Genomic DNA, 16818 nt, shown 5'->3' with positions numbered 1-16818 from the left:
TGTCGCAGCGGCAACCACCTGCCTATGACCGCTGGGAAAACGCCGCGAATAGGGCAAGCGTCCGTTCGCTGACATGGTGCTCGATGCCTTCGGCATCGCGTTCCGCGGTCTCGGGGTCGAGCCCGAGGCTCAGGAGAAACCGCAAGACGATCTCGTGGCGATGTCTGCATTCCTTGGCAAGCGCCCGACCTTCCTCAGTCAGGAAGACCGAGCGGTATTTCGCGCGAGTGATCAGGCCGTCCCGCGCCAGACGGCCAAGCGTCTTGGCGACTGTTGGCGCGGTCACGCCCATGCGTGCCGCAATATCGACCGGCCGGGCCTCGCCGTTCTCGTGGATCAGCTCAGCGATCAATTCGACATAGTCTTCCGCCACTTCGCTGCGCCGCGCTTCGCGCACACCGATGAAGGCCTCGGCGCGGGTTTCAACCGCGCGCGCCTCTGCCTGCGTTGATTCATGGTTCTCATCGTTCGTCATGCCGCCACCCTCGCACGATCGGGATTGACTCGTAAAGCCTAAGCGATGATTATTAGCCGAAGCTAACTTTTTGCGCCGGGACTTTGGCCTGCGTGTCATTTGAAGGGACCACGTCCATGCCTGCCGATACCAGCAAGCGAGGGCGCGATGTGTCGTCCGCCGTGGAGACATCTCGGCCCACAGCGCCACCTGCAATGGTCACGGAGCCAGTATCGGCGTCGCGACGCGCGTTGTTGGTCGGCGGTCTAGTGGCTGCCGGCGGAGCGGCCGGGGCCGCGAGCCGCGCGCAATCCCAGGCAACGCCCGACCCGATGGCGGGGCATGCGATGCCCGGCGGGGCGGTCGATCCGTATTCGGCCCATGACAGTGGCATGGCGCATGGCAACATGACGATGGTCGGCCAGGTCGACCACGCCCGGAACGGGTTCGACCCGACGGCCATGCTGACCGACTGGGAGACAGGCCAGACCGAAGTTCTGCCGGATGGGCGCACGTTACGAACGTTTGAGGTGGACGTCATCGACGTGGAGATCGAGATCGCTCCCGGCGTTTTCTTTCCCGCCTGGACGTTCAACGGCCGCGTTCCCGGCCCCGCCCTGCGCGCCAAAGAAGGCGAACGGCTACGGATCGTCTTTCGCAACCTCGGTTCACACCCGCATTCCATGCATTTTCACGGCATTCACTCGGCGCAGATGGACGGCGTTCAAGGCGCCGGGCTGATCGATCCGGGTGAGGAGTTCGTCTATGAGTTCGATGCCAAGCCCTTCGGCTGTCATCTCTATCACTGCCATGCCCTGCCGCTGAAACGGCACATGCATAAGGGCATGTACGGACTTTTCGTGGTCGACCCTGATCCGGCGCGCCACCCCGAATTTGCGGCAATCGCCGCGTCGCGCGTGCTGGGCAGCCCGGAAAACGCCGAATGGCAGGAACTGGCGATGGTGATGAACGGCTTTGACACCAATTTCGACGGCGAGAACGAGGTCTATGCCGTCAATACGGTCGGCCAAGCTTACATGAACGCGCCTATCCGGATCGACAAGTCGCGCCCGGTCCGTATCTACCTCATGAATGCGACCGAGTTCGACCCGATCAACTCGTTCCATCTGCACGGCAATTTCTTCGACTACTACGACACCGGTTCGCAACTCACGCCGACCCTGCGCACGGTCGATGTGATCATGCAGTGTCAGGCGCAGCGCGGCATCCTCGAGTTCAGTTTCGCTGACCACGAGGATGGATTGTACATGTTCCATGCCCATCAGGCCGAGTTCACCGAACTAGGCTGGATGGGCTTTTTCGACGTGCGGGAGGCCGGAGCATGACCGATCAGACCGAACAAAGCCGCCCGCCAATGACCCGCCTGCTTCTCGTTCTCGTGCCGCTGGCCGTCATGCTGGGGGCTTTCGTGTGGATTGCCTCGCTCGATCCGCTGCGCGGCTTCAACAATGGCGCGCCCCCGGTCGAGGCGTTGACGGTCGAACGGACGATCCTCGATGGGTCGGGGATTTCGCTCAGTGTGCGCGCCGGCGGATCGGAAGCAATGGTGGTCGCGCAGGTCGCAGTGGACGACGCCTACTGGACCTTCACTCAGGAGCCCGCGGGGCCGATTGCCCGCGGCGAAGCGGTCTGGTTGCGAATTCCATATCCGTGGGTTCTCGGCGAGGCCCATCACGTCAACCTGCTGACCAACACGGGCGCGACCTTCGGGCATGAGATCGGGGTCGCCGTCTCGACGCCAAGTCCCACCTGGGGTCAACTCCGGCTGCAGGCAGTGATCGGTGCGATCGTCGGCCTGTTGCCGGTGGCGCTTGGCCTGATGTTCTATCCGGCCATGAAGGGCGTCGGGCGAAGCGGGATGAACTTTCTGCTCGCCCTGACGGTTGGGTTGCTGGCCTTCCTGCTGATCGACATGACTGCGGAAGCGCTGAAGTTGTCCGGCGATGCGGCGGCGATATTCCAAGGCTCCGCCATGGTCTGGCTGGCGGCGCTGGCAAGCTTTCTGCTGCTGATGGCGATCGGGCGCTGGCGCGGCAATCCGGAAGGCATCGCGCTTGCGTTCTACATTGCCCTCGGGATCGGGCTTCACAACTTCGGCGAAGGGCTGGCAATCGGCGGCGCATTCGCCGCCGGGTCGGCGGGGCTTGGAACTTTCCTCGTCCTAGGCTTTGCCTTGCACAATGTCACCGAGGGCATCGGCCTCGCCGCCCCGATGCTTCGTGCCCGGCCCACGATCTGGATTTTCGCCGTCCTGACGGTGCTCGCCGGTGGCCCGGCCGTCCTTGGAATGTGGGCGGGCAGCCTCGCCTACGCGCCGCAATGGTCGGCACTGGCACTCGCCGTCGGAGCGGGTGCGATCCTGCAAGTCATGGTCGAGGTCAGCGCCTACCTTGTCCGTCAAAACGCCGACAGGCAGGCGGCGCTGATGTCACCAGCCGTACTGGTCGGGTTTCTGGGCGGCATCGCCTTCATGTACGCGACGGCGGCATTGATCAAGATCTGAGCGGTGATCGGCTGTCTCGGCTTCATGGGGCGGTCGCCCAGCTCTATAAACTGACCCCGTCTGTCCACGGGGAGATCGCAATTTTCGTGCCCCAGTTTGTGCGCCCAAGAGACTTATTCTTTCGTGATTTCGAAATAAAGAATTTGAGGCTAGAGCGACTAGAGGATCCCACAGATAGGTGAAAACACCGCAAATCCATCTGACTACTATTTCTGAGCCGCACGTCGAAATCGACTGTCTCATATTTTTGGTCTGTCACGATTCTGGTCCTCCGTTGAACTATCAACAGATGTTACGCACCAAAACGAGTGCTTCTTTAGAGGTGTTTCATGGCATCGCCCGCCACATGCGGAAACGCACCTGTTCGGTCACCTCGCGGATTAGACCTTGCGCTTCCATCCAAGCAAGGTTGCGCTGGACGGCGGCGCGGCTGGCACCGGTCAGGGTCTCGGCCATTGGAGCGGAGACGACGGGCCATTCGGTCAGCACCGCGCGCAATGCAGGTGGTGTCTTGCCAGAGAGCGGTGCCATCATGTTGTCCGCCCGCGCTGACCATGCCTGGATATCGTCGAGGTGCCGCATCGCGGTCAGGCATGCTGTTTCCATTCCCTCGAGCCAACGCTGCAAGCGCTCGGCAGGTGGGCCACTGGCGCGCAGCCCCCCTGCCCCGCGCATAGCCAGAGGCGCAAAGATGGCCCCCCCATTCAAATTCGGGCCTTCGCTCGCGGCAATGCGTGCGGCGGTAACCGCCGCTTCCATCCGGTCGTCCTGTTGCCCGAGGCCCGCAAGGTTCCAGAGGTGAAACCCCATGCAGGCGCGTGTAATCGAATGCAGGTGGGCGGCTTGCGCCATCAGGTCAAGCCAACCGACCGCGCGATCCGCAAAGGGCTCGGCTTCATTGGCCATGTTTTCAGGGTCACGGCGATCGAGGAAAACGGATAAGTCCACCTCTGGACCGGGACCGCCTGTCAGACGGCGCACCGCCCATCCGACACGCGCGAGCGCTGCGATGTCGTCCTGCACCCCGGACAAGCGCATGGATATCCAAAGCGCCAGCCGATCCGGGCCAATTCGGTCACCCACAAACCAGCTGAGGTCTGCCGCCTCCATCAGGGCGAGCCTGAGCCGCCAGCCTTCCGGGCCACGGTGCAGACGGTCATCCAGCGCGCCAATCCGGCTAGCCACACGGGCAAGACGGGCGGCATTACCTGCCTCCGCCTTCCGCCAATCGTCGAGGACCGCGGTTTCACGCAACTCTGCCCTCGGTCCGGGCGGCAGATAATCCGGCTCCACTTCTATTGGACCGGGCAGGAACCACAGGTCGTCCTCGGACGTCTCTTCAATCCCCTCCGCATCAACTAGAGGATCGTCCAATTTACTATACTGCGTAGGTACTTGAGGCTTCATATGTGCAAAATATGGCGCTTTTGCATTTTACCAAAATGTTTTGTTAGGGTGCGCCTGCACACCCTATATAGCACGCGCGCGCGGTGGTCTGCGATATCTCTCTGATCGCGCTCAGCATATGAAAACCAAGGGGTTCTTGATTTGCAGCACCACAAAGAGCGCCCTTGCCTCTGTTTACAAACGGTCGTTTATTAGTGGTATCTGAAATTGCAAACGGCCCTTTTCCGTGCCCCTGATAGGCTATTCGAGAGTATCCACGGAGGATCAAAGCCCCCTGCCCCAGTCTGAAGCGCTGCGATCTGCGGGATGCCGTGAGATGGCATCGCCATTTGTGGACAGCCCCTGTTTTGCAAGAGTTTTCTTCTGTGTTTGTGATCTTTTTGTGTAGCGGTCATTTGTCCGGCCTGTTTGCGCGGCGCATATGCCGCTGGCCCTGATGAAGTCCGCGAACCGGATCCCTATCAACTTATTGGGCTATGCTGCCCTGGCAATGCCACGGGGTGTTCCGTTTGCGGCGGCAAAGATCATCATCACTGCGATTGCCTTTGCAACTCGTATGGGGCGTTTTTCATGCACCCCGAAGCCTCATGCTGGCTTGTAAACCTCTTGTTTGGACATGACAGCCCAGACGATCCGTGCGGTTTTGTTGGCAGGGCCACGCTGACATATCACGCGCGCAAAGAAAGTCGAAAGTTTGCGACAGTACCCGCGCAGCGTCCCTGCATGCGCGGGCCCCCTCTCCCGCGTTGCTCGACTGGCAGGTCGCTGCGACCAGCGTGCCCGCCCCGACCACGGGGCCGGTAACGGCTGCGGCCTCGCCGCACACCAAATGTATCCCGACTCCAGAATCGCATTGCAGGGATCGCCGGCACAGAACCATGGAAATTTGACGCGAACAGCGTTACTGCCGTTATGAAACCGGCACTGCCGACTGTCACGGCGCTGGCGCAAAATCCCTTGAACAGACAATGCTGAACGCCATGAAACAGCTGTATTCCAACGACTTACAGCATCTGCCTTCAGCATCGGATCAACCGCAAATCGCCTTGTTCGAGCCTGTTTTCCCTGCAACAGCCCCAGGTCAGACACGAATATGCTTGAGATTTGATCACGCCGCCGTCATACCTAGTAACGCGAAAACCATACTAACGCCAAGCAATGCGTTTCCTGAGCAGTCCGAGCAGCTGTCTCGTCAAAGTAACGCGAAAACAAACGGCAAGCGACAGGCGGAATTCTATGCACCCGGTACTACACGACAAGCTCAAGGCCGATGCAGAGCGTCTCTCCGAAGCGCTCGAACATATGTCGAAACTCTTCCTTGCCCCCAAGGAGGAGAAGACGCTGCGCAGCTTCACGACCTCCGAGGTCGCGGAATTACTGCGCGTGTCCGACGGCTACCTCCGCAAGGCGCATTTCGACGGCAAGCTGCCCGATGTATTTCAGGGCCCGGGCAACAAACGGCTCTATACCGGCGAGGACATACTGAATATCCGCCAGATCCTGTCACAGACCGCCAAGGACCCTTTCCAGTTCATGCCGGGGCGCAAGGCTGGCGACAAGCTGCAGATCTGGTCGACCGTGAACTTCAAGGGCGGGTCCAGCAAGACCACGACGACCGTCACCCTGGGGATGCGCCTGGCGCTGCGGGGGTATCGCGTACTGCTGATCGACGCGGATCCGCAGGCCTCGCTGACCACCTTCTTCGGCTACCAGCCGGAAATCGATTTCCGCGAGGGTGGCACGCTTTACGACGCGATCCGCTACAACGAGGGCGACACGACCCGCGTGCCCCTGACGGATGTGCTGCGCACCACCTATTTTCCCAATCTCGACCTCGTGCCGGGCGGCATCATGCTGTCGGAATTCGAGACCGAAACGCCCACGGCACTCAGCCGGGGCGAGCAGCCGGTGTTCTTCAACCGGATCCGTGAGCCGCTTCGCCAGGTCGAAGACGACTATGACATCGTGCTGATCGACTGCCCGCCCCAGCTTGGCTACCTGACGATGTCGGCAGTCTGTGCCTCGACCTCGCTGCTTATGACGATCATCCCCGAGCGGGTCGACCTCGCCTCGGCCAGCCAATTCCTGACCATGGCGTCCGGCATCCTCGAGGTGCTGGATTCCAATGGCGGCGTCGGGAGCTACGACAACTTTGCCTATCTGCTGACCCGCTTCGATACCGCGATCAGCACGCAGCAGGACCTGTCCGAATGGATCCGGCAGCTGCTGGGGGACAGCGTGATCCCGACGCCCTTTGTCAAATCCTCGGCCGTGAGCGAGGCGGGCCTGGCGCAGAAGACAATCTTCGAGGTCGAACTTGGCGGCTCGAAGAACCGCAAGACCTATGACCGGGCGCTGGAATCCGTCATCGGCTTTTCCAACGACATCGAGAAGATGATCCAGGCCGCGTGGAACCGTGGAGGCACCGATGAAGCGTGATTTGCTGGCCAAGAGCCTGGCCCAGATGGGCACCCGTAAGCCCGAGGAGACCGCCCCTGCCCCGCAAAAGGCAGCCGATCCCTCCCCTGCCCCACGCTCGCTCAAAAGCATGTCGGACGTGCTATCACAAGTGTCGGCGCAAGCCGCACAAGAAATCGACCCGGCCGAGATTGCAGACAGCGAGATTGCCGACCGCTTCGACGTGACCGTGGGTCTGGAAGACCTGATGGAGTCGATCCGTGCGTCGGGTCAGCAGCTGCCGGCGCTTCTGCGCTATCGCCGCGGGTCCGGACCGCGGTACGAAGTCGTCTATGGCCGCCGCCGGATCGCCGCCTGTCGTGCACTTGGGCTCAAGGTCAAGGCCTACGTCAAGGAGATGGACCAGCGCGAGGCGCTCGTCTCGCAGGCGCTGGAAAACTCGGCCCGGCTGGAGCGGAGCTTTATCGAACAGGCAATCTTTGCCAGCCGGCTGGAAGAGCAAGGCTTTTCCCGCGCCGAGATCGGCGAGGTTCTTGCCGTGGACAAGGGAACCCTCAGCAAGCTGGTCGGCGTGGCACGCGAAGTCCCCGATGCTGTGATCTATGCCATCGGTGCGGCACATGATGCAGGCCGCCGTCCCTGGCTGGAATTGCGGCGTCTGCTCAAGGATGACGGGGCCCCCGGCGGGAACGACCTCCTGACGCTCGTCCCCGAGACGGGCACGCCGACCGAAAAGCTGACCAGGCTGATCGCCGCGCTGCAGGCGTCGGAGAAACGCCCAGCCCCCTCCCCTGCCCCGCAACGACGGATAGCGGCAGGCCCGGTCATCAGCAAGGCCCGAGGCCTCCGCATGACCATCGAGGTCGCGGATAACGCGGAAAAGGAATTCATCGGATTTGTGGAAGCGCGTTTGCAGGCACTCTACGACGAATGGAAGTCGTCACGGGGATAAAACGCGTAACACATTGAAATTGCTAGGTTGTCCATGGTCAACCTGGTGATACCAGAGGCAAAAAAGAGCAACCAGGAGGCAGTTACAGGCAAAAAGAAACCCCCCGAAGGCGGTTAAGCACTCCAGAGGGTCCCGATCTACTAGCACTATTTTGGTACCCCTAAAATTTGGATCCTGCAACACCCCTTCGGTGAACAGTATCGGTTTGCCCGCTGAAATCAGATGGAAGAGATCAGAGGTTCGGCCCTTTGGGCCGAGGCACAGCCTGCCTGTGCCGACTCGCAGTGCTGCGGCTTTGCGGGACTGGGAACGATTACCCAACAACCCGCCTTCAGGCCCGTCCGGCGGCGCGATCTGATGGCCGCCCTCAATACTCTATCCCGTGACCTGGGGCTGCGATCGTCCGGCGTGATGGTGCTGGATGCCCTCCTCAGCTGCCTGCCCTGCAAGGAGCAGAAAACCGGTGTCGAGCTTCCGATCTCGCCCAACATGCTGCTGACGGTGTTCGCGGCCAACGAGACGCTGTGCTTTCGCGCCAAGGGCATCACCGAGCGGCAACTGCGACGGCACCTGGAGCGTTTCGAGCAGATCGGCCTGATCGAGCGGCGCGACAGCGCGAACGGCAAGCGATTTCCCGTGCAGCGCGGCGGCAAGATCATCGGTGCTTTCGGGATCGACCTGTCGCCCCTCCTCGCCCGGTCCCATGACATGCTGACCCGCGCCGCGGAAAAGCGCAACGAGATCGCCGAACTTCGCGGTCTCAGGGCCTGCATCCAGTCCCTGCGTGCCCGCTGCCTTGCGCTTGAGCTGGACGACGCGACCCATGCCTTCGTCGATGGGCTGCGCAATGGCCTGCGCCGCGTCAGCCTGACCCGGATTGAAGCGCGCCAGATCATGGAACGTCTGCGCGGCGTCCTCCTGGCCGCTGAACCGAAACTGCCCGCGGCGCAGGACGCGGTAGCGGACCTGGCAAAACATGCCGATACAGACGAAACGCCCGGCACAGACGGGCAAAACGTCCGGCACAAAGAACCAGAAGATTCAGAAACAAAAAAAATAGCGCAGGTGTCCGTGGCACAGGTCTGGGCAAACCTGCCGACACTGTCAGTCTTTTATCCCGATATCCCGCGATCCGTGGGGGCACTGCGCGATGTGCTCCATGACTTTGCCCAGATGCTGAGAATAGACCAGCTAACCCTCACCCGTGCACTCACATCTCTAGGGCTAGAAACGACCCTGAAACAGCTTGATCGCATCGCAGAGCAAGCGGATCGGATCGAACAACCGGATCGCTATTTCCTGGCCGTCTTGCGAGACCATGGGGCAGCGAAAGTTGGCCATGGCCAAGTCGTCTAATCAAGCCGTCATGACGCTGGGAGTAGGCTCGCCCCGGGTTCGTATTATTCGGCCAAAGTTGGCCATGGCCAACATCCGACCTGCCCAGGTTTACCAATTCAACAGATACCGCGTGGACCGTCCGCCGTCAGCCGCACGCGCCATGGCGCCCTTACCTTCCAGCTCTGCCAGATCACGGGTTGCGCTTGCCAGAGAAGCTCGCGCGATCTTGCCGTAGGACGCGGCCGAGATACCCAGCTCGGCTCTGTCCTGTCCTTCTTCAAAGAGGCGGCGCAGAACGGCCAGCTCCCGGCGCGGAAGGGCGGCATGAGGCGTCAAGAAGGCGTTCCGACGGACAAAGAACTACACCTCGCGGGCGGCTTGTGTCACCCCGACCTCGAGCCGATCCAGCAACCACAGCACAAAGGGTGTCGCGTCGATGCTGTCGCCCTAAACCTGCCGCCCCGCCTGAAGTGCCGAATAATAGCCCCGCTTCTCACTTTCGATCTAGCGGGACAGGGAGAACGGCAGGGAGTGGCGATCCTGCTCCAGCCAGTCAAAGAAGCGCCCCATCTCTGCGGCCATTCGGTCAGGGGCGGGGCGATATCCAGCACGTCTTCGCGCCGGCCGTAGGTACCGCGGACGATCTCGATGGGAAAACGGCGCCATTGGCCGCGGTCCTCAACCTCGATGCCGTGGAACAGCGGGTCATACCAGTGGTCAGGGTGCGCGCCATCAGCGGCGGCTTGCCCGCGCGGGCCGCGAGCATCAGTTCGGCAATCGCGTGGCTTCGCCGCTGCGGCAGAGACTGCCAGTGGGCCAGAGAGGCGACGACCGGCGACTCGATCTCGTTTGCGGACAACGGCGCGCCTTCGATCGTGAAACTGGCCAGGCCGGCAGAGGCTGGACAGATGCTTGTCCTCAGAAGCTGTCGAGCCCGGGGAACTTACCGGGGGTTGACATGGTCGAGGTCTTCCTGCGCAAAACCGAGGATCAGCGAAGCGATCATCATGCAGCAGGAAATGAAAAAGGGCAGGACCACCCCGCATAGCTGATGGTTTCACGAGGAAAGCGTAAGCCCTTCAGTCGCGGCAATGAGGCGGGTATCTTCATGGTGCCGCGCTATCCGAAAAGGACAACGCGATCAACTTGGCAATCGCGGTTAGCCTACTTGCTATGGGTACGTATGGCGTGTTCAGAGCCTAGGCTTCATCTCCGCGTCACAGCCCCGCAGCCTTGGTCAGGTTCACCCGGAATCGGTCACGACGGCGCTGGTAGCGGCGGGTCATCTCAGCCGAGGCGTGGCCCAGATGTTTCTGGACGTAGCGCTCGTCGACCTCGGCCGAACTGGCGAGGCCGGCGCGCAGCGAATGACCGGAGAACAGGGCGAGCCGGTCTTTCTCGGGCAGCTCCGCGCGGAGCCCGGCGTCGAGGACCGTGCGCTTGATCAGCCGCGCGACATGCTTGTCGTTGAGCCTCGTTTCGGATGCCCTTTTGCCATCGCGCGAGATCCCGACAAAGACAGGACCGAAGTCGATCTTCGCGAAATGCAGCCATTGCTCCAGCGCGTGCACGGGGCAGGTCTGGTCCTTTGAGCCGCGGCCCACCTCGACCTCGCGCCAGCCGGTCTTGGCATTCAGCGTCAGGAGGGCGCCGCCACCGTCCTTGCCGTCCAGGATCTCGACCCAGCCGCCCGACTCCGGCGTGTCGTCCTTGTGGACGTCGAGGCTGACGATTTCCGAGCGGCGAAGGCCTCCGGCGTAGCCCAAAAGCAGGAGGGCCCGGTCGCGCAAACCTCGGAGATCGTGGGGCAGGGTGGCCACCATGGCGACGATGTCCTCGGCCAGGATCGCTTCCTTCTGCACCGGCGGGCACGCATGCTTGCGCTTGATCCCGGCCAGCACGGTGGCGATGTGACGGTTTTTTCGATCAAGGGTGAATCCCCGCTGCGCGTAGCTCCAGGCAAGGCCCGACAGACGGCGGTCTATGGTGCTAACCGATAGAGCAGGGGAGGGGCCCGCCCCGGAAGCCAGGTCGGCGAGGTAGAGCCCGATCATCTCGGGCACGGGCGGCAGCGGCTCGGTGCCCTTCATCCGGCACCAGCGGGTGAAATGTGCCCAGTCTTTCGCATAGGCCTTCAGGGTGTTCTCCGACGCGGCCGCCCGGGCATATTCGCGGGCCGTGTCGACGAGGCGATCCAGCGTCCCGGAGCCGGCGACGTGGTCCGGAAGGGCGATCGGTCTTTCGTCAGTGCTCATGATGGAGTCCCTCTGATAACGTTGGCGGCTCTCTGTCGCGTGTGAGCGCACTCAGATCGGCGAGAGACCACGCTGATGGGCCGACACCACCAGGCGCCAGATCGAGTCTCACGAATTCCGACTCGGCCAGCCTCATAAATACCGCTCCGGAATCTCACGAATCCCTGCCGCTCTCGCGGACCAAGTGCCTGAAAGGTTGAGAATCCAGTCATGAAACGTGAATCCAGTGATGAACTGTGAACGCGATCCGTATTTCTTGCAGCCTATCTCCGGTTGTCCGATAAGGCAAACTTATTGGACATGAGGACCGGCCGCAGCCTGCGGCGTTTTCCGGCGGAAAAGATGGCCTCAACCGCCGCGCTCCTGTAGGATCCGCCCATGACACCTGTCCGGCCGGATCCCCTCAGCGCCCTTGGCACCCCGTCCGGGATACCCTCCTGGATCTCTTCCGCGCGCGCGGAAGCCCTTGAAGATGCTGTGTTCTTTTCGGGTGCTGCGCTTTGCCAGCTGCATCTTGTGTTCGAACGCGTGGACGTGCCCCACGCCTTGTTGCGGGATCGGCTCGCGCTTCGTGCGGCGGAGGCCTGTGTGGCGCTTTCTGGTCGTCCTGAGCGGGCGGGGGAGCTACGCGACGCGCTCCACCTGCTGCGCCCGGGCGACTTGCCCGGACCGGCCGGTGAAACCTGCTTGGCATGGCGGCGCGCGGCGGAGCGGCCGGTGTCGATCAAGGCTCTGGGTCGAGCCTTGCCGGCCTTCGAGCCGGGCCAGATCGCGACGTGGCTCGATGCAGGGAAAGGGGCGCCCGTGACCCGGGCCGCGATGGCGCTGGAAGCCGTTCTGCGCGAGGCGCCGCGCGCAGAAATAGCAGGGCTGATCCTCGCGGATGCCGCCCTCGCCCAATCTCTCAGTTGGGATCATCTCGTGCCGCTGCTGGCGACTGGCCTGAAACGGGCTGACCTGCGCAAGCAAGGCGATGATCTTCGCTTCGCCTGCCATCGTGCGCTTATCGCCTCAGCGGTCGAGGGCGTGCGTCTCTCCACCGACCTCGCGCGTCGGGCGGCGCATCTGAAGGCTGTCGCACCCAAGCTGCGGGCAAAGGCGTCCGGCGAGGCAGTGGAGATGTTCCTGACCTGCGATGCGATCGCGGCCTCGGCCTTGCCTTTGCCGGACCGGGCCGCACGGCGGCTCTGCGACCGGCTGGTCGACCTCGGCGCGGTGCGCGAGCTGACCGGGCGCGACACCTTCCGGCTTTACGGGGTGTAGCGATGGCGAAGGATCGCTCTGACCCCGAACTGGATCGCGGGTTGCCCGACCTGCCACCCGAGCTGCGCTGGCGGGAATGGATGCGCCGGATCGAGGCGGTGCTCTTTGCCTCAGCTTCGCCGGTGCCGCGCGACGACCTGGCACGCGTGGTGGGGCAGGGGGCTTCGGTCGACCTTCTGGTCGAGGACCTCGCCGCCGATCTGGAAGGGCGGGCCTTCGAGATCGCCCAGGTCGCTGGCGGCTGGATGTTCCGCACGCGCGCCGCCTACGCCCCCGCGATCCGCGCGGCGGCAGATATCGGGGACCAATTGTTGGACCTGAGCGAATTCGACGTCGCGGTCCTGGCCGCCATCGCTTACCACCAGCCGATCACACGCGACGGGCTCAAGGACATCTTCGGCAAGGAGATCAGCCGCGACCAGATTGGGCGACTGCATGCGCGCGACTTGATCGGGACTGGGCCAAGGTCGCCTCGGCGTGGGGCGCCGTATACCTTTGTGACGACCGAGCAGTTCCTTGTCGCATTCGGGTTAGAGAGCCTGCGCGATCTTCCCGATCGAGAGCAGTTGGAGGATGCAGGCGTGGTAGGTGCAGCTGAGCCGAGAACCCTGTAAAGTTGCCGCGCGTCCGCTGCACAGCCCATGGATATCGGCATTCTAACAAAAGCATATGTTCGCTGTCGCCGCTACGCAGTTTTCCTATTGATCAAGGCGTGCGGCAAGTTCGGTCATGAAAGGCGACGGGCGCGAGCTAGAATGCATGATGTGTACTTCCGATTTGGCTCGCGTAAATCCCACGTAGAAAAGGCGTCGAGCTTCCAACTTCTGTGACGGGGTGGAATCTTTTCTCGGAATGCTCCCCTGATCCATGCCAAACATGATGACGATCGGGAATTCTCGACCCTTGGCACTGTGAAGTGTTGAAAGATGCAGGCTGTCGTTCCCTTCGCTTTGGCCGGCGAACTGACTGACAGTCATATCTTCACAATCTTTGCCTGCTTGGGTGCGCGCGATGAAAGTGTCCAAAGTTTCGCCCTCATCTTTCATTGAGCGACACTTGACCATCAGGTCTTTAATTACTGCCGCACGAACATCGGGCAGCCACTTTCGCAGTACCAAGGCGCCATCGCGCCGCGACCAGAGGCATTCCATTAGCGCTCGTTGGAAGGTAAGGTGCGTCTCTGGTGTGTTGATCTCTTCAGCGAACAGGCGTGCGCCTTCGTTGACCAGATGGTTGAATCGCGGTGTTCCTGTTTGCCATCCGCCCGAACACCATTTCGCACAGCTTTCCAGCCAGCGCATCAAGCGGCTAGCGCGAGGATATATTGCGTTCGTATCAGTTCTGATAACTGACAAGCCAACCTTCTGAGCTACTTCGGCAACTTTGTCGCCTAGCCAGGCAGCTGGGTAGAGGATAGCGATGTCTCCGGGCTCCAAATCCGGATGTCGTTTGGCGATGTCAGCGATGACTGTCCTGAAGACCTCTGCGGCCTGGTGTTCGTAGCTACCCTGCTGAGGGTGAAAATAGACCGTGCCTTCCTCCGCATCGTCAACCGCCTTGTAGTCTCGCGCTTCGCCAAGCGCAAAACTGGATGCTTCTACAATCTTCGATCCAGATCGGTAGTTCAGCCGCAACCGCACACATTCGACGTCATCACGGGCCGCCAGGTCGCGAAGAAGCTGCGGGTTCGCCCCGTTGAATTCATAGATGGATTGGTCGGCGTCTCCGACTGCGAAAAGCCTCATCCCAGTACTGAAACACAAACCCATGACCATACGATGGAGCGCTCTTCCGAGGTCTTGATATTCATCGACAACAAGGACTGGGTACTTGGCGAGAATGGCGCGCTGCAGCCATTCATGCTCGCGCAGCGCCCTGACGGCCAGAAGAGGCATATCGTCAAAATCAATTCGTCCAATTGCCCTGAGTTCGGCCTCAAAGGCCTCCACCAATGCGGCCATCTCGGGATCAGTTTCACGCCATTCCGCGCTGCTTCTGTTCAGAATGGATCGGCGGTATGTGCCCATCGTGAAATCGAGCTGTTGTGGGTTGTCACGCCCGCCAATCACCTTCCTATAAGCGGTTTCCAATGCTTGACGCCGCTCCGCGCGGGTTGCGACGCAAAACTCGTCGGGGAGCCCCATGTCTGCTGCCTTGGCATACGGTAGGACGATCTGTGTTAGGGAGAAGGAGTGGACCGTCCCAATAAACGCTCTTCTTCCGGCCTCTATGCCGAGCGCTGATAGCCTGGTTTCGAGCTCCCGGGCGCATTCATTGTTGTAGGTGATGCAGGCGAGGCCCCGTGGCTCCTGAATATCTTCGGCCAGAAGACGTGCCAATTTCACGGTCAAGGTCTTTGTCTTCCCGCTACCTGGACCGGCAAGGACAACACAGTGTCCTTGAGATTCGTAGGCGGCCCATTGTGCAGGATTAGCCCGTAGATCTTCGGCGGCATTTAGATAGATGGACGCGTCAGACACGGTTCACCACATACCGGATAGCATCTTCGATATAGCGCGGGGGCTTTCGCCCCTCGATTTTTGAGGCAAGGCGTTGTGCAAAGCGCCCTTTCCCAACCACATCGATCAGCTTGAGCATTTGGTTGTGGTCGATACTGTCGTGATCGGCAATCCAGGCATCGATCTGCGCTTGTCTCGCCTTGCTCCACTTTCCTTCATTGAGCGTGTCGAGAATGTCGGCTGCGAACCCGTCTTCGTACAGATCTGTCTCAAGAGTGCGGATGTTCGTATAGATGCCGAGATCTTCGAAGCGACCTGCGAGATCGTCTTCATCCTTGTTTTCGGCGATGTCTTCCAATTCCTTTGCGAGCGCTCTTGGGATTTTTTTTGTTCTGGCGCGCTCGATCGCGACCGCAAGTTTGATTCCTCGACTTACGGCCAAGGGTTTGCTCTTCGGCATTGGATCCCAATCTGTGATGATCGAGAAGGGTATGTCCAGGGAGGTCAAAAATTTCGCATAGGGCGTGAAATTTGTCCCGGCGACTGAGCACACGGTAATTCCGAGCATATCGAGCGAACAGCCAAGAGCCTCAGCGAAGAGTGGGACAAGGAATTTTTCTGCGTCGCCTTCGACCAAAATGATACCGCGGGCGAAAAGCATCTCAGCACGCGTCACATCCAGATACCGCGTGAGATCGTCGACCTCATCATCTGTCAGTCTTATCGACGCTGTAGAGCAGCCGGTCGTGCCCTCGTCAGTTTTCTCTTTGAGCAAGAGAATGGAACGCAACGGCGCAACGCTGGCAATATGCGGCGAGTGCGAAGTCAGTAGCACTGACATCTGCTTCTGCTGATCAGGATTATCAACTGACTGAAAAAGGTGTCGATAAACTGATCGTTGTAGATGCGGGTGAAGGTGGGCTTCAGGTTCTTCGATGGCCAATAGCGTATGATCGCGATGGTTCTCCGCAATCAGCCTGCTCAGTTCCAGCATCTTGAGGCTCAGGAACATGATGTTGGCCGAGCCGAGGCTTGCGTCATTGATGGACCGCCTGCCGTCATCGATCAGCAGCCTTATGTTACGAAAAAGGCGTGTGACATCAGTGGCGCCAAAGCCAAGTCGTGGTTTGACATCCTGCTTGGGACCGCTCATGGCTGCAAAGAGTTGACCGAGGTCTGTCTCAAGTTCCCCTACACTCGGGAACGCCGTCAATTTTTCGGTGGCTTCCTCGATTGCTTCACCGATTTCATCAAGATCTGCCTGGTCGATGTCGGCGAAAGCTTCCTCGATGAGCGGGCGTAGAGGCGATCGGCGCCACGCCGCGAGGTCACCTTCAGCGTCACGAAGAGCTGGCAACAGGTCCATGGTCAGGCGGCGGCGGAGGTCATGGCCGAAACGTTTCGTCTCGCTTTCACCGCCGAAGCAAATGAACTCCAGGTCGTTGTCCGATGTTGGTGCACTGCCTAATCCCGGTCGTGCGCGACATTCGTAGGTCAGGCGGACCGTGTCGGGGTCATCGTCGAGGCGGAAGTCCGTGAGCAGAGCAAGGATATCGAGATCAGAGTCAAATTCTTCGATTTCGACAGCAATGACTATCTTGTCGTCTTCTTCCAGGTTCCCAAGGCCGTCCCAGAAATCGGCGAGGCCAAGTTCACGGGCGCTGTCGGGCATGACCTGCCCCCCTTCGGTCCCTCGTTCATAACGAGAGTCTGCGGGTTTGATCTTGATAATCATGGGTTTCGGTTTG

Annotated in this window: 13 protein-coding genes and 1 pseudogene; 8 read left to right on the top strand and 6 right to left on the bottom strand. The window is 60.9% G+C overall.

The window, feature by feature from the left end; all coding sequences use genetic code 11:
• Positions 1–22: 22 nt before the first annotated feature.
• The gene (gene mntR, locus CVM52_RS02325; RefSeq protein ID WP_100161004.1) at positions 23–475 is read right to left on the bottom strand and encodes a manganese-binding transcriptional regulator MntR; all 453 of its coding nucleotides are present in this window, start codon (positions 473–475) and stop codon (positions 23–25) included.
• Between the two features lie 116 nt (positions 476–591).
• On the opposite strand from mntR, the gene CVM52_RS02320 reads away from it, so the two are divergent.
• Positions 592–1800 carry a multicopper oxidase domain-containing protein gene (locus CVM52_RS02320; RefSeq protein WP_240620834.1) on the top strand — a complete coding sequence of 403 codons (1209 nt, stop codon included), beginning with the start codon at positions 592–594 and terminating at the stop codon, positions 1798–1800.
• Complete coding sequence (locus CVM52_RS02315; protein WP_100161002.1) at positions 1797–2978, top strand: ZIP family metal transporter; 1182 nt, start codon at positions 1797–1799, stop codon at positions 2976–2978. The genes CVM52_RS02320 and CVM52_RS02315 overlap by 4 nt, the downstream gene beginning before the upstream one ends.
• 327 nt (positions 2979–3305) lie before the next feature.
• Here CVM52_RS02315 and CVM52_RS02310 read toward each other — a convergent pair whose 3' ends face one another.
• Positions 3306–4385, bottom strand: a complete 1080-nt coding sequence (locus CVM52_RS02310) for a hypothetical protein (RefSeq protein ID WP_100161001.1) — start codon at positions 4383–4385, stop codon at positions 3306–3308.
• A gap of 226 nt (positions 4386–4611) precedes the next feature.
• Here CVM52_RS02310 and CVM52_RS27580 point away from each other — a divergent pair.
• The 4 genes and pseudogenes from CVM52_RS27580 to CVM52_RS02290 form a co-directional block, all read left to right on the top strand.
• Positions 4612–4704, top strand: a pseudogene (locus CVM52_RS27580) (recombinase family protein); the annotation flags it as partial.
• A 917-nt stretch (positions 4705–5621) separates the two neighbouring features.
• Positions 5622–6824 carry a plasmid partitioning protein RepA gene (gene repA / locus CVM52_RS02300; protein WP_100161000.1) on the top strand — a complete coding sequence of 401 codons (1203 nt, stop codon included), beginning with the start codon at positions 5622–5624 and terminating at the stop codon, positions 6822–6824.
• Positions 6814–7755 carry a plasmid partitioning protein RepB gene (gene repB / locus CVM52_RS02295; RefSeq protein WP_100160999.1) on the top strand — a complete coding sequence of 314 codons (942 nt, stop codon included), beginning with the start codon at positions 6814–6816 and terminating at the stop codon, positions 7753–7755. Before repA ends, repB begins: the two co-directional genes overlap by 11 nt.
• 222 nt (positions 7756–7977) lie before the next feature.
• A complete protein-coding gene (locus CVM52_RS02290; protein WP_100160998.1) occupies positions 7978–9111 on the top strand; it encodes a helix-turn-helix domain-containing protein in 1134 nt (377 codons plus the stop codon).
• A gap of 90 nt (positions 9112–9201) precedes the next feature.
• On the opposite strand, the gene CVM52_RS26515 is transcribed toward CVM52_RS02290, so the two are convergent.
• The gene (locus CVM52_RS26515; protein WP_133119768.1) at positions 9202–9429 is read right to left on the bottom strand and encodes a hypothetical protein; all 228 of its coding nucleotides are present in this window, start codon (positions 9427–9429) and stop codon (positions 9202–9204) included.
• Between the two features lie 881 nt (positions 9430–10310).
• Positions 10311–11348 carry a tyrosine-type recombinase/integrase gene (locus CVM52_RS02285; protein WP_100160997.1) on the bottom strand — a complete coding sequence of 346 codons (1038 nt, stop codon included), beginning with the start codon at positions 11346–11348 and terminating at the stop codon, positions 10311–10313.
• Between the two features lie 378 nt (positions 11349–11726).
• Between CVM52_RS02285 and CVM52_RS02280 the strand changes: the two genes are divergently transcribed.
• Positions 11727–12611 (top strand): DUF1403 family protein, encoded by an 885-nt coding sequence (locus CVM52_RS02280; protein ID WP_100160996.1) that lies wholly within the window; start codon positions 11727–11729, stop codon positions 12609–12611.
• Between the two features lie 2 nt (positions 12612–12613).
• Positions 12614–13225: an SMC-Scp complex subunit ScpB gene (scpB, locus tag CVM52_RS02275; RefSeq protein ID WP_100160995.1), complete on the top strand. Its 612-nt coding sequence runs from the start codon at positions 12614–12616 to the stop codon at positions 13223–13225.
• 84 nt (positions 13226–13309) lie between these two features.
• On the opposite strand, the gene CVM52_RS02270 is transcribed toward scpB, so the two are convergent.
• Complete coding sequence (locus CVM52_RS02270; protein WP_100160994.1) at positions 13310–15091, bottom strand: ATP-dependent helicase; 1782 nt, start codon at positions 15089–15091, stop codon at positions 13310–13312.
• Positions 15084–16818, bottom strand: a 1735-nt coding sequence (locus tag CVM52_RS02265; protein ID WP_205964850.1) for an ATP-dependent nuclease, incomplete at its 5' end; no start/stop codon positions are given. The genes CVM52_RS02265 and CVM52_RS02270, both read right to left, overlap by 8 nt.

The organism is Pseudooceanicola lipolyticus (assembly GCF_002786325.1).
Taxonomy (GTDB): domain Bacteria; phylum Pseudomonadota; class Alphaproteobacteria; order Rhodobacterales; family Rhodobacteraceae; genus Pseudooceanicola_C; species Pseudooceanicola_C lipolyticus.
Note: the sequence above shows the minus strand (reverse complement) of the source record. Positions and strands in the feature narration are given on the sequence as shown.

Excerpts from the sequence above, each read along its gene's own strand:
- mntR (WP_100161004.1), bottom strand. The coding sequence starts at position 475 with ATGACGAACGATGAGAACCATGAATCAACGCAGGCAGAGGCGCGCGCG.
- CVM52_RS02320 (WP_240620834.1), top strand. The coding sequence starts at position 592 with ATGCCTGCCGATACCAGCAAGCGAGGGCGCGATGTGTCGTCCGCCGTG.
- CVM52_RS02315 (WP_100161002.1), top strand. The coding sequence starts at position 1,797 with ATGACCGATCAGACCGAACAAAGCCGCCCGCCAATGACCCGCCTGCTT.
- CVM52_RS02310 (WP_100161001.1), bottom strand. The coding sequence starts at position 4,385 with ATGAAGCCTCAAGTACCTACGCAGTATAGTAAATTGGACGATCCTCTA.
- repA (WP_100161000.1), top strand. The coding sequence starts at position 5,622 with ATGCACCCGGTACTACACGACAAGCTCAAGGCCGATGCAGAGCGTCTC.
- repB (WP_100160999.1), top strand. The coding sequence starts at position 6,814 with ATGAAGCGTGATTTGCTGGCCAAGAGCCTGGCCCAGATGGGCACCCGT.
- CVM52_RS02290 (WP_100160998.1), top strand. The coding sequence starts at position 7,978 with ATGGAAGAGATCAGAGGTTCGGCCCTTTGGGCCGAGGCACAGCCTGCC.
- CVM52_RS02285 (WP_100160997.1), bottom strand. The coding sequence starts at position 11,348 with ATGAGCACTGACGAAAGACCGATCGCCCTTCCGGACCACGTCGCCGGC.
- CVM52_RS02280 (WP_100160996.1), top strand. The coding sequence starts at position 11,727 with ATGACACCTGTCCGGCCGGATCCCCTCAGCGCCCTTGGCACCCCGTCC.
- scpB (WP_100160995.1), top strand. The coding sequence starts at position 12,614 with ATGGCGAAGGATCGCTCTGACCCCGAACTGGATCGCGGGTTGCCCGAC.